This window comes from Desulfosporomusa polytropa, assembly GCF_055380075.1.
In genome coordinates this window covers 2,681,953-2,694,620 of sequence record NZ_AP042400.1, presented here as the reverse complement: position 1 = coordinate 2,694,620, position 12,668 = coordinate 2,681,953, and the positions used below count along the sequence as shown (strand labels likewise).

12 protein-coding genes are annotated in these 12,668 nt (G+C 47.7%); all 12 read left to right on the top strand.

Annotated elements, in window-relative coordinates; all coding sequences use genetic code 11:
• Window positions 1-23 precede the first annotated feature (23 nt).
• Entirely contained in the window at window positions 24-821 is a 798-nt protein-coding gene (locus ACZ449_RS14505) for a Cof-type HAD-IIB family hydrolase (RefSeq protein ID WP_464261681.1), read from the top strand.
• 28 nt (window positions 822-849) lie between these two features.
• On the top strand, window positions 850-1,725 hold the full coding sequence (gene rapZ / locus ACZ449_RS14500; RefSeq protein WP_464261875.1) for an RNase adapter RapZ: 876 nt from the start codon (window positions 850-852) through the stop codon (window positions 1,723-1,725).
• Window positions 1,726-1,914: 189 nt separating this feature from the next.
• On the top strand, window positions 1,915-3,270 hold the full coding sequence (locus tag ACZ449_RS14495; RefSeq protein WP_464261680.1) for a gluconeogenesis factor YvcK family protein: 1,356 nt from the start codon (window positions 1,915-1,917) through the stop codon (window positions 3,268-3,270).
• Between the two features lie 17 nt (window positions 3,271-3,287).
• Window positions 3,288-4,250 carry a DNA-binding protein WhiA gene (whiA, locus tag ACZ449_RS14490; RefSeq protein WP_464261679.1) on the top strand — a complete coding sequence of 321 codons (963 nt, stop codon included), beginning with the start codon at window positions 3,288-3,290 and terminating at the stop codon, window positions 4,248-4,250.
• Complete coding sequence (locus ACZ449_RS14485; protein ID WP_464261678.1) at window positions 4,247-5,002, top strand: polysaccharide deacetylase family protein; 756 nt, start codon at window positions 4,247-4,249, stop codon at window positions 5,000-5,002. The genes whiA and ACZ449_RS14485 overlap by 4 nt, the downstream gene beginning before the upstream one ends.
• A 79-nt stretch (window positions 5,003-5,081) precedes the next feature.
• Entirely contained in the window at window positions 5,082-6,173 is a 1,092-nt protein-coding gene (locus tag ACZ449_RS14480; protein ID WP_464261677.1) for a copper amine oxidase, read from the top strand.
• Window positions 6,174-6,305: 132 nt separating this feature from the next.
• A complete protein-coding gene (gene scfA, locus ACZ449_RS14475) occupies window positions 6,306-6,452 on the top strand; it encodes a six-cysteine ranthipeptide SCIFF (RefSeq protein WP_021169117.1) in 147 nt (48 codons plus the stop codon).
• A 189-nt stretch (window positions 6,453-6,641) separates the two neighbouring features.
• Window positions 6,642-7,997, top strand: a complete 1,356-nt coding sequence (scfB, locus tag ACZ449_RS14470; RefSeq protein WP_464261676.1) for a thioether cross-link-forming SCIFF peptide maturase — start codon at window positions 6,642-6,644, stop codon at window positions 7,995-7,997.
• A gap of 18 nt (window positions 7,998-8,015) precedes the next feature.
• Window positions 8,016-10,286 (top strand): carbamoyltransferase HypF, encoded by a 2,271-nt coding sequence (gene hypF, locus ACZ449_RS14465; RefSeq protein WP_464261675.1) that lies wholly within the window; start codon window positions 8,016-8,018, stop codon window positions 10,284-10,286.
• Between the two features lie 2 nt (window positions 10,287-10,288).
• The gene (locus tag ACZ449_RS14460) at window positions 10,289-10,516 is read left to right on the top strand and encodes a HypC/HybG/HupF family hydrogenase formation chaperone (RefSeq protein WP_464261674.1); all 228 of its coding nucleotides are present in this window, start codon (window positions 10,289-10,291) and stop codon (window positions 10,514-10,516) included.
• Window positions 10,500-11,597 carry a hydrogenase formation protein HypD gene (gene hypD, locus ACZ449_RS14455; RefSeq protein ID WP_464261673.1) on the top strand — a complete coding sequence of 366 codons (1,098 nt, stop codon included), beginning with the start codon at window positions 10,500-10,502 and terminating at the stop codon, window positions 11,595-11,597. Before ACZ449_RS14460 ends, hypD begins: the two co-directional genes overlap by 17 nt.
• Complete coding sequence (hypE, locus tag ACZ449_RS14450; protein ID WP_464261672.1) at window positions 11,590-12,606, top strand: hydrogenase expression/formation protein HypE; 1,017 nt, start codon at window positions 11,590-11,592, stop codon at window positions 12,604-12,606. The genes hypD and hypE overlap by 8 nt, the downstream gene beginning before the upstream one ends.
• The last annotated feature ends 62 nt before the right edge of the window (window positions 12,607-12,668 follow it).

Sequence of the window (12,668 nt, the reverse complement as noted above, 5' to 3'; positions counted from 1 at the left end):
GATATTACCAAAGAGGAGATACTATGACAATAAAACTTATTGCAATAGATTTAGATGATACTTTATTAGATAGCAAATTAGCTGTTTCGCCAAGGGCTTGCGAGGCCATCCGGCAGGCTGTAGCGAGGGGCGTAACTGTGACAATTGCCACAGGGCGGATGTATTGTTCAGCTTTGGTATATGCTAAGCAGCTTAAACTTGACGTACCGCTTATTACCTATAACGGGGCTTTAATCAAGTCTTGCTTGTCTGGAGAAACATTGCTGCACCAGCCTGTTGAAAGAGAGCTTGCGCTGGAAGTTTTGGAATTATGCCGGGAACGGGATTGGTACATTCAGACCTATATGAACGATAAATTGTATGTAAAAGAACTGGATGAACACGCGCTATATTATGAGCGCTTTTCAGGAGCACCGGCTAATGCTATAGGTGACAGACTATATGCTGCAGAGCAACTACCGACCAAAATGTTGGCCATGTCGACCGCAGAAAATATTAAAGCAGCCTATAACATCATGAAAACACGGTTTGACAATAAGCTGACAGTATCAATATCCAAACCGACCTTTCTGGAAATCACCCATCCGCTGGCTAATAAGGGGCGTGCTTTGGCTTATTTAGCAGATAAGCTGCATATTAAACAGGAAGAGGTTATGGCGCTTGGCGATAGTGGCAATGATTTGGATATGATTACATATGCTGGCTGGGGGGTTGCTATGGGTAATGCTAGTGACGCTGTTAAGGCGGCTGCCTGTGCGGAAACTCTGGCTAATGATGCTGATGGGGTGGCAGAAGCCATCGAGAAATATGTATTGAGTTAAGGCGATCAAAATAGAGGTGTACAGGATGATAGATGACTTTCGATTGGTAATTATTACCGGTATGTCCGGGGCTGGTAAATCTCAGGTGGTACGCGCTATGGAAGACCTGGGTTATTTTTGTGTAGATAATCTACCGCCTATGCTAATTCCTAAATTTGCTGAACTATGTGCGCAGTCTGGGGGCAAGGTTACCAAAATTGCGCTGGTAGTAGATATTCGCGGTGGTGACTTTTTCGACACACTGGTGCAGGTGCTGGAGGGGATGGAGAAGCAAGGTTTACTTTATGAGATATTATTCCTGGAAGCTTCGGATGCAACGATCATCCGCCGTTATAAGGAAACGCGCCGCCGTCATCCCATGGCCCCCCATGGACGGATCAGTGAAGGTATCAACCGAGAGCGGGACCGTCTGGAACAAATCAGGGGACGGGCTACACATATTATTGACACCTCAGGGCTCTCTACCGCTGAGCTTCGCGGCAAGATTACGGCACTGTTTGCCAAGGAGCACGAGCATGAGCGTATGACAGTTACGGTTGTGTCTTTTGGTTTTAAACATGGTATGCCGCTTGATGCCGATATGGTAATGGACGTGCGGTTTTTACCCAATCCCTTTTATGTCGAGTCTTTGCGACGCAAAAGCGGACGTGAGGCCTTGGTGGGTGACTATATCTGGAAATGGCCTGTTACTCAACAATTTATGGAAAAAATGTCAGGTATGGTTGATTTTCTTGTTCCGCACTATATCAAAGAAGGAAAAAGCCAGCTGATTATTGCCATTGGTTGTACAGGCGGCTTGCACCGCTCGGTGTTTATTGCTGAGAAGCTGTTCGAATATCTCAAAGGCAAGGGGTTTAAGGTCAATGTTGAGCATCGGGATATTAAACACAATGTCATTGAATAAGCGAGGGCGGCAGGTTCTAAACGCCCATCTGAATAACGGAAATACTACAAGTTCAGAGCAGGTTAGAAATGTCCAGCTGCGAGGCGCGATGAGGACGAGACCGCAGTCGTACTGGGAAGTACGTCGGAGGGAGCGCCCGCAAGAGCAACGAAGCAGATGGGCGTTTATCACCTGCTCGGGGGTGGAAGCATGCACTTTCTGAAATGGCTATATCCAGGCATGAAGTTTAAACGCTGGCTGCTGTTGTTTTCCGCAGGGGTTATTTGTGCCAGCTTAGGCTTGGCGATTGTGTTTAACTATAAATATATTGGGGTAGTGGAAGAAGCTATCTTTCGGTTGTTTTATCTGACGACAGGTAAATATTATTATGCTGTGACTACTATTGCCGGCACTGCCATTATTGTGCTTGGTCTTAGTATTATGATGGCAGCAACGCGGCAGATTATAAGGTCTGTTATTAGTGTCCTGGTGCCTGAGGGTTCTGATAAGCTTGTGGAGATTATTTTTGAAAAACGTAAGCTCAACCGCGGTCCGGCTATTACTGTTATTGGCGGAGGTACCGGCTTGTCGGTCTTGTTACGAGGAATAAAAAGCATTAGCAGTAATCTTACGGCAGTGGTGACAGTAGCCGATGATGGCGGGTCATCCGGGCGATTGCGCGAGGATCTGGGAATTATTCCGCCAGGTGATTTGCGCAACTGTCTGGTGGCACTTGCTGATACCGAGCCACTCATGGAAAAGCTGTTTCAACATCGGTTTGGTGGCACCGGGGAGTTAGCTGGTCATAACTTTGGTAATCTGTTTATTGCAGCTATGACGGAAATTGTTGGTGATGTTGAGCAAGCACTTAAAGAGTCGAGTAAAGTATTGGCTGTACGGGGGAAGGTGCTGCCTTCTTCGACTGAACGAGTATTACTGGTAGCTGAAATGACTGATGGTACCATTGTTGAGGGAGAATCCAAGATTCCACTGTCAGGCAAAACGATTAAACAGGTATATATTGAGCCAAAAGATGTTATGCCGCTAAAAGGCGCGGTAGAGGCCATCCGTGATGCCGATGCCTGTATCCTGGGACCAGGTAGTCTCTACACCAGTGTTATCCCTAATTTATTGGTTAAGGGTATTGCTGAGGTTGTAAGAGATAGTGATGCCGTTAAAATATATATTTGTAATGTTATGACTCAGCCTGGTGAAACCGATGGGTATAGTGCGTATGACCACATAAAAGCCATTATTGACCATGCCGGTCCGGACATAATTGATATTGCGGTTGTTAATGTGCAGGAGGTAGCGCCCGAATTACGGGAAGTCTATGCTGAACAGGGGGCCTACCCGGTAATGCCGGACATCGCGGCCATTGAGGCATTGGGAATTAAAGTAGTTAGAGCTAACCTTATTAGCGAAACAAATTTGGTGCGTCATGATCCGGCGAAGCTGTCGCGCACTCTTATGTCTGTGGTGTATGATTTGAAGCTTAACTCTGACCGGATGCGCTTATTAGACTATTATATTATGGCGGAAAGTATCAAAAAACTAAAAGATTAACCGAAGGACTGAGGCCCTTGTCATTTTCAACTGAAGTAAAAAATGAGCTGGCTCGCGTAATCGGCGAGCGCAGCTGTTGTGATGCTGCCGAACTGGCAGCGCTCATCCGGATGGGGGGCGCGATGTCTATTGGGGGCAATGCCAATCTGGGGATCAATTTTAGCAGCGAGAATGCTGCCGTTACCCGGAAGGCACTTGGTTTAATCAAAGGATACGCGAATATTAAAACCGAAGTGGTTGTAACCAGAGGGCGGCGGCTTAAAAAAAATAATACCTATCATGTACGGGTAATACCGTCACCGGGGGTTAATGAACTTCTGGCGGCCTTAGGCATTATGCGGGATGGTGGTCTTAATGTCCACTCAGATCGAGCGATTCTTCGCAAAGTCTGCTGTCGTCGGGCCTATCTCAGAGGGGCGTTTTTGGGCGCTGGCTCAGTCAACCGCCCTGAGGGCTCCTATCATTTGGAATTGGTCACAGGTAATGTTGAATTGGCAAAATCGCTGGTGCGAGTCATGAAAACCCTTGACTTACCAGGGCGCATGACTGACCGTAAAGATGACTATATTGTCTATTTGAAGGATGGTAACGCCATTACTGCTTTTCTCCAAATTATTGGCGCCCATAGTGCTTTGTTGACTTTTGAAAATGTACGAGTTGTTAAAGATATGCGCAATCAGGTTAACCGACTGGTTAACTGTGAGACGGCGAATCTGCAAAAAACCGTAAACGCTGCTGTACGGCAGGTGGAGAGTATCCGGGTCATTGCCGAGGCAGTGGGGCTTGATAAGCTGACTCCACCGCTGCGGGAGGTGGCCGAGGCGCGACTGGCCTACCCAGAGGCCACTTTGTCTGAATTGGTAGAGATCTTGGAAGGGCGGATCGGCAAGTCCGGCATCAATCACCGGTTGCGTAAGCTGGGAGAAATAGCCCAGTCAGTAGGTTTTCACCAAACAGAAATTGAGATGAGTAGAAAATGATACGAGGTTTACAAGTTATTGGTGTTCTTATGTTGATCGTTACTCTCTGGCTACTGGCTCCTGGTGGTGGTGTGCCCATTCTGGCCTACCATCAAGTGGGCAGTTTGCCTGAGATATATAGCGTTGATGCTGATGAATTTGACCAACAAATGCAATATTTAGCAGAGCATGACTATACAGCCATTTCCTTAGGCGAATTATTTGCAACCAAACAGAGTGGTGGCAAGCTGCCATCCAGGCCAGTCATTATTACCTTTGATGATGGTTATGAGGATAATTATTTGACCGCTGTGCCTATTATGGAAAAGTACGGCATGAAAGGCACTATATTTGTTATTGCTGGACAAGTGGGTCAACCCGAATATATGACCTGGGAACAACTGAAGGTGTTGCAGCAGAAGGGAACGGAAATAGGTTCTCACACGTATAGCCATGTGGCGTTAAACGAAATCAGCCCAACTGAGCAATTGGCTGAGCTTGGGCGCTCTAAGCAGGTGCTTGAGACTAATCTCGGGCAGCCGGTTGAGTTTCTAGCCTACCCGTATGGTCAATATGATAGTGCGACCCTTGCAGGGGTGCAGCAAGCTGGTTATACTGGGGCTTGCACTGGTCGACCTGGTTTAGGCACGACAAGCGGAGATGTCTATCAGCTCAATCGTGTCAATATCCCTCGTCCCAAATATGGTTTGTGGGAATTTCGCCTGCGGCTGCTCAGGGCACAAGTCTATGGAAAGCTGGCGTCCTTGCGGTAAACTCTGCCAAAGGTTGATGGACAGGCACTAGTCTGTTATAATACCGGTAGGTGCTCAACCAATGCTAGGAGGTATATTTTTGTTGAATTTTTTTAAAAAAATGAGTGTAGCCGTAGCTGTTACACTTGTAGTTGGTTTTGTTTCTACACCCCAGCTTGTGCTGGCCAAGGCTGGGTTTCCGGCAAATACTGATATGCGGAACCTGACAGAAATGCCTGTTACAATGACTGAACAAGAGGGTAAGTTGCTGCTATCAGACAGTCCGGAGATGGTGGAAGCAGATGGTATTATGTATCAGGATACCGTAAACGGTGACACCCGGTTATTTTTTCATCATGTTAATGCTACCAAGGAGTTAAAAAAGATTGTCGTTCTCTTGGTCAACGATTCAGACACAGCCACAGATGTTGTGGTACATCAGCATGGACTAGGTGGTCCGGGTCTTGATTATATGGCGGTAGGCAAAGCCGCTCAAATGAAGTATCTAAAACAAGAGGAAATCGAGCTTATTGAAGTGCCTGCCAAAGGTGCAGCATTATTAGAACCAATCCTCAATAAGACGGTTGTTGCGCCAGATGAACTGGTTAATGGCATCTATGATTTCCAGAGCAAAAGGCCGATTAAAGTTGTTATTATGATGTTGCCTGTCGATGCCGACCCAGCTGCATTTGCTGCAAAAGCCAGTGTATTGCCAAACACCAATCACCGGCTTAGGGGAACTTTCTCTGGTCGGGACCGCTTACTTGTTCCTAGTCAGGTCTATAACTCAGCCACAGATGGCGTAATGGCTATTACCCTGGCTGATAACAAGATTGATACCTATGTTAGCGGTATTGATGCCACTGACGGTTCTAAGACGCTTAACTTTGGCAACTATGGTGTTATGTACAAGTTGTTTTTACCTACGGCATTTGCACAAAACTATGCTGTTTACTTAAATCCCCGGGGCGGGCAATATGCTGGTGGGATGAAGGTAAAATACCGCCACCAGGAAGAAAATACGACTGGGACCCCGGCCGATAAACTGTTTTTTGGCAACCAGACAAACAATGATGTTGCATATCTTGGCGACTTTGTGGGTGGGCAATCACTGTGGCTGACATTTTCACCACCAGGCGCATCTAATTTGCCTGTTAAGCTCATTTTGGCCCCTGTCGCTAAAAATCAGTGAAGTGAATTATGGTAAGGGGACGTCCTGCTGGCAGGAGGATCTCCTTTTCCTATTGATTACTGTTGGCAAAAGGGCTAAAATAGTAAAGTAAGAAGTAATTACATATTTGCATAGGCAAGGAGGGAATTAACTATGAAAAAGCATGTTGTAACTATCAATAAAGCATCGCTCACTCAAACTGTACAAACTGGTGGTTGTGGGGAATGCCAGGCTTCCTGCCAGTCGGCCTGCAAGACTTCCTGCACTGTTGGCAATCAGGTTTGTCAGCAACAGGCGTAGTGCACCAGCCCCTTGCCCAGTCAAGGGGCTTACTTTTTTGGAGGCGGCTTATAAATGCCCATCTGCTTTGTTGCTCCTCAAAACGTTTGCTTGCGTACGCAGTCATGTACGCGGCGCTGCACGTTTTTCCGGTGCGCCTCGCATATGAACATTTCTAAGCCGCCTCAATCCAAGGAGAAAGGAATTAAAATGCAAGTTCATAAATTTAAAATAAACGATCTATTCATTGTTCTTGATATTAACAGCGGTGCCGTGCATGTTGTTGACAGTTTGGTGTATGAAATATTGGATATTTTTAACGGCGACAACGAGGCGGAAGTTTTGGCCGCTTTTAGTGATAAATATGAAGTAGCAGCACTTACCGAAGCTTTAACTGAACTAAAGGAACTGATGGGTGCCGGACAATTGTTTGCGCCTGAATTAACAGTGCCGTTAACTTTTCGCGATAAGCCGTTGGTGAAATCGCTATGCTTGCATGTGGCTCATGATTGCAACCTGCGCTGTGGATACTGTTTTGCCGGGACAGGTGATTTTGGTCATAGTCGTGGCCTAATGTCCCAAGAGGTTGGTGAACGGGCTGTTGATTTCATTATTGAAAATAGTGGACAACGCCGTCATTGCGAATTGGATTTTTTTGGTGGGGAACCACTTTTAAATATGAAGACTGTCCGCCATGTTGTCAGTTATGTGAGAAAGCGCGAGCTTGAGACTGGTAAGGTATTTAAGCTGACACTGACTACTAATGCGTTATTGCTGACAGATGATACCATTCAATACCTCAATGATAACAATATTAGTTTAGTTCTTAGTCTGGATGGTCGCCCAGAGGTTCATGACCGCATGCGCCCGCGGGTGGATGGCAGCGGCAGTTATGATAAGGTTATTAAGCGCTGCAAACAGGTAGCCACTTCGCGTGGGGATCAAAACTATTACCTGCGTGGTACCTATACGGCCTATAATCTTGATTTTGCCGCCGATGTATTGTCAATGGCTGATCAGGGATTTGGTCAGCTTTCGGTTGAACCTGTTGTGGCCAAAGACGTTGAGTATGCTTTGACAGAAGAGCACTTGCCTGAGTTATTTCGCCAATACGAACTATTGGCCGAGGAGTATTTGAAGCGCAAGCTGGCAGGCAATGGCTTTGATTTTTTTCATTTTAATCTTGACCTCGGCAATGGTCCCTGTATTGCCAAACGCCTGAGTGGCTGCGGTGCAGGGCATGAGTATTTTGCGGTCACGCCTGAGGGAGATTTATATCCTTGTCACCAGTTTGTCGGGCGGGATGAATATAAACTGGGTACTATCTATGAGGGTGTTAAGAACACCGAAATACCAGTGAAATTCCGTCAGGCGCATGTGCTGAACAAGCCAATCTGCCGCGAGTGCTGGGCCAGATTTTATTGTAGTGGTGGCTGTCATGCCAATGCCGATTTGTTCCACCACGATTTGCATCAACCTTACGAAATAGGCTGTGAGCTGCAGAAAAAACGCCTGGAATGTGCTATCATGATTCAGGCCAAGCTGGCAATAGCCAGTCAGAGCTAGTATTTTTAGGAGTACTTTATGATGGATACGGCAGTTCATATTCAGATAACTGGTATCGTCCAAGGGGTGGGGTTCCGCCCCTTTGTTTATAACCTGGCCGGACGATATGGACTAAAGGGATGGGTATCAAATAATGCCAGTGGTGTAGATATTGAGGTTGAGGGCAGTCAAACGGCTATTACTGACTTTTTAGCTGCCCTTCGCCGCCAACCGCCGCCACTAGCTGTTATTGACACTATCCTAGTCACTTCCTGTCAGCTGTACGGCTATCCTGGTTTTCATATTAAGGAGAGTGTGGCTGGCAAGGCTAAAACTGCGCTGATTTCACCTGATGTGGCTACTTGTTCGCGCTGCCAGGAGGAGCTCTTAAACCCGGCTGACCGTCGTTACCGCTATCCGTTCATCAATTGCACCGATTGTGGTCCGCGGTTTACTATTATTAAGGATATTCCTTATGATCGGCCAGCAACTACCATGCATAATTTTACTATGTGTCCGGATTGCCAGGCCGAATATGATAATCCTGCCAACCGTCGGTTTCACGCTCAGCCCAATGCCTGTCCGGTGTGTGGTCCGGCGTACCAATTGCTGGACAAAGAAGGTCAAATGGTCGACAGTCAGGAACAGGATGTTTTTGTTTTGGCTAGACAACAGATAGCCGTTGGCCGGATACTGGCTATCAAAGGTATTGGCGGTTATCATCTGGCTGTTAATGCCTTTGATCAATCTGCCGTCGCGCGGCTTAGAGCGCGGAAAGTGCGTGAAGATAAGCCATTTGCCGTGATGGCCGGCAGTCTGGCTGCAGGCAAGACCCAGTGCCTGGTGTCAGCAGCGGAAGAACAATTGCTGACAAGTGCAGCCAGGCCGATTGTGCTGCTGAACAAGGGGACAAGCTACAGTCTGGCAAAAAGTATTGCTCCAGGCAATCCCTGTGTTGGCCTGATGCTGCCTTATACGCCGGCACATAGTTTGCTTTTGTCACCAACTGATATCTGGGTTATGACTAGTGGGAATCTTAGTGATGAGCCGATTGCCTACCAGGATAACGATGCCATCAGCCGGCTTACTACGATTGCTGACTATTTTTTGGTCCATAACCGGGATATATATTGCCGGGCCGATGATTCGGTGGTCAGGGTAGTGGCTAATAAGCCCTATTTTCTCCGTCGCAGCCGCGGCTATGTTCCTGCACCTATCAATCTGGCGCGTGAGCTGCCGCCCGTATTGGCTGTGGGCGGCGAGCTAAAGAATACTTTTTGCCTGACTAGGGGCAAACAAGCCTTTTTAAGTGCTCATGTCGGCGATTTGGAGAATATGCCGACATATCAATCCTATGTTGAAGCCATAGACCATATGCAAAAACTGCTGGCGGTTAAGCCGGTGGTGGTAGCTTGCGATCTGCATCCTGAGTATCTGTCAACTAAGTATGCAAGAACATTAGGGTTACCGTCGGTTGCTGTCCAGCATCATCATGCCCATATTGCCGCTGTTATGGCTGAACACCATATAACCCGACCTGTTATCGGCCTTGCCTTTGACGGAACAGGCTATGGGCCAGATGGTACTCTGTGGGGCGGCGAATTTTTAGTGGCTGATCTCAGGGAATATCAGCGAATCGGACATTTGTCCTATCTGCCGCTGCCCGGCGGGGCGCAAGCCGTTCGCCAGCCGTGGCGAATAGCCATCTGCTTGCTTAAAGAGTTATATGGCAAGGAGTTTATTAATCAGGCAATACCCTTGGTGCAAGAGTTGCCTGTAGGCTGGGAGCTAGTGGTAGCGGCTGCTGAAAAGAAGATTAATACGCCATTGTCGTCAGGGGCTGGTCGGTTATTTGACGCTGCTGCTGCCTTGCTAGGTATCCGCCAGAGTATCAATTATGAGGGGCAGGCAGCAATTGAACTTGAATTGGCAGCGCAGGGAGCTGTTGGCAGGGTGCTGCCTTATGAGATAAAAGAAGTAGACGGCAAATGGGAGCTTGATTTTAAACCCGTATTTGCTGCCTTATGCCAAGTACTGCAACAAGGCGTAGCAGTAGGGCAACTAGCTGCTGATTTTCATACTACATTGGCTGCGGCTACCTGCGATATGACACTGAAAATCAGTAAAGCCACCGGTATTCGGGATATTGCCCTGAGCGGTGGAGTTTTTCAAAATATTACCCTGCTATCACAAGTTATCAGAATGCTCGCGCAACAAAATTTTTCGCTATATCTTCACCACCAGACACCACCCAATGATGGTGGTTTGGCTTTAGGTCAGGCGGTAATTGCTGGGGAAAGGAGTCGATAGATATGTGTTTGGCTGTTCCTGCCAAAATAATTAAACGCAGTGAATTTTTGGGTACGGTTGACATCAGCGGCGTAACCCGTGAGGTTAGCTTGATGTTGTTACCTGATGCTGTGGTGGGTGATTATGTGCTCGTTCACGCCGGTTTTGCCATTCAGGCTATTGATGAAGAAGAGGCGTTACGCACGCTGGAACTGTTTAAGGAGCTGGAACAATATGAAATTGACAGCTGAGGAAACAGCCCGCGCTGCTGACTTTTTCACACAGGCCATTGCTAAGCTGGTAAAACATCCGGTACGGCTTATGGAGGTGTGTGGCACCCATACGGTGTCCATCTTCCGCAGTGGTATCAGGCAGCTATTGCCTGATACTGTTGAGCTGGTCAGTGGTCCTGGTTGCCCGGTATGCGTAACACCGAATGAATATCTGGATACGGCTATTGCTTATAGTGGCCGGAAAGATACAATTTTGACTACCTTTGGCGATATGCTCAAAGTGCCAGGCTCTCAGTCAACACTTATGGCTGAGAAAACACAAGGGGCAGATATTCGGATTGTCTACTCACCATTAGACAGCCTGGCAGTGGCCAGGGAGAACCCCGAGAAAGTCGTGATTTTTCTGGCGGTTGGATTTGAGACTACAGCACCTACGGCCGCAGCTACTATACTACAAGCTGAGCAACAGGGATTAGACAACTTTTTTGTTTTATCTGCACACAAGTTGGTGCCGCCAGCGCTGCGGACCATCTTGTCCGCGCCAGATATTAGAGTAGATGGTTTTTTGCTGCCAGGGCATACGGCGGCCATCAGTGGACTTGCGCCCTACCAGTTTGTTGCCAGCGAGTATCAGGTACCGGCGGTTGTTACCGGCTTTGAGGCGCTGGATATTTTGCAAGGTATATACATGCTGTTGGCACAGATAGCTAATAACAAAGCCGAAGTGGCTAATCAGTACCGACGGGTAGTTAAACCGGCAGGCAATGAGGCGGCCTGCCGTATTCTCCAACAAGTGTACCAACCTGCACCCGCTATTTGGCGGGGGTTCGGCGAGATTGCGGACTCAGGGCTAGTACTAAAACCGCAGTACAGCGGTTTTGATGCCAAAGCGAGATTGCCGCTGGCGGCAGTGGTAACCAGGGAACCGTCTGGCTGTCGCTGTGGTGAGGTACTCTGTGGTCGGATTCGTCCAGAAGATTGTCCACATTTCGGATTAAGCTGTACACCAGAGCATCCGGTAGGGGCCTGCATGGTGTCGGTGGAAGGGGCTTGTGCTGCTTGGTATAAATACGGCCAAGGACGGTGGAATTATGCATAATCAAGAAGAACTAATCTTGCTAGGTCATGGCAGTGGTGGTCGTTTAAGTCATGACTTAATAAAAAATATTATGGTGTCAGCTTTTGCCAATCCGTTACTGGCCGAGTTGCATGATGGCGCGCGCTTCAGCATTGGTGGTACCAAGCTGGCCTTTACTACTGACAGCTATGTTGTCAAACCACGATTTTTTCCTGGCGGCGATATCGGTAAACTGGCCGTTTGCGGCACTGTGAATGATTTGGCCATGTGTGGTGCTAAGCCACTCTATTTGAGTGCCGGCTTTATTTTGGAAGAGGGCTTACCTGTTGTTGAACTTAAACAAATTGTAGAATCGATGCGGGCTACGGCGAAGATTGCTGGTGTCGATATTGTTACCGGTGATACTAAAGTGGTCGAAAGAGGGGCAGTAGACGGTATCTACATCAATACGGCCGGGATTGGCGCTGTACTGCCTCAGGCAGATATTACCGCTAGGCGCGTCAAGCCAGGTCAGGTAGTCATTGTCAGCGGTTATCTTGGCGATCATGCTATAGCTGTCATGAGTGAGCGGCACGGCTTAACACTGCCAGCACAAATTATCAGTGACTGTGCACCCTTGAACGGACTTGTCCAGGAGCTATTAACTGAGGTGCCTGCTATTAGTATGTTGCGCGATCCCACTCGGGGGGGACTTGCTACAACCTTGAATGAGATTGCTGCTGATGCCGGGGTAGGTATTGTGCTGGAGGAAAGTGCTCTGCCAGTGAGGCCAGAGGTACAGGCTGTCTGTGAATTATTGGGATTTGAGCCTTTGTACCTTGCCAATGAAGGGAAAGTAGTTACTTTCGTCGAAAAGGAATATAGTGAAAAAGTTCTGAAAATTATGCGCCAGCATCCTGTGAGTGCAGCTGCCTGCATTATTGGCACTGTGACTGACAAAGCGGCTGGACAGGTAGCGCTCAGAACAATGGTAGGTGGTTTACGCCTACTAGATATGTTATCAGGTGAACAGCTACCGCGAATTTGCTGATTTTTTTTGGATTCATATATCATAAAATTATTATCATGGGACAGACATAGTTCTGGCTCGGG

Bases quoted from the DNA above. Each gene is read 5' to 3' on its own strand.
- ACZ449_RS14460 (WP_464261674.1), top strand. From the start codon at position 10,289: ATGTGTTTGGCTGTTCCTGCCAAAATAATTAAACGCAGTGAATTTTTG.
- scfA (WP_021169117.1), top strand. From the start codon at position 6,306: ATGAAAAAGCATGTTGTAACTATCAATAAAGCATCGCTCACTCAAACT.
- hypD (WP_464261673.1), top strand. From the start codon at position 10,500: ATGAAATTGACAGCTGAGGAAACAGCCCGCGCTGCTGACTTTTTCACA.
- hypF (WP_464261675.1), top strand. From the start codon at position 8,016: ATGATGGATACGGCAGTTCATATTCAGATAACTGGTATCGTCCAAGGG.
- scfB (WP_464261676.1), top strand. From the start codon at position 6,642: ATGCAAGTTCATAAATTTAAAATAAACGATCTATTCATTGTTCTTGAT.
- hypE (WP_464261672.1), top strand. From the start codon at position 11,590: ATGCATAATCAAGAAGAACTAATCTTGCTAGGTCATGGCAGTGGTGGT.
- ACZ449_RS14505 (WP_464261681.1), top strand. From the start codon at position 24: ATGACAATAAAACTTATTGCAATAGATTTAGATGATACTTTATTAGAT.
- ACZ449_RS14485 (WP_464261678.1), top strand. From the start codon at position 4,247: ATGATACGAGGTTTACAAGTTATTGGTGTTCTTATGTTGATCGTTACT.
- ACZ449_RS14495 (WP_464261680.1), top strand. From the start codon at position 1,915: ATGCACTTTCTGAAATGGCTATATCCAGGCATGAAGTTTAAACGCTGG.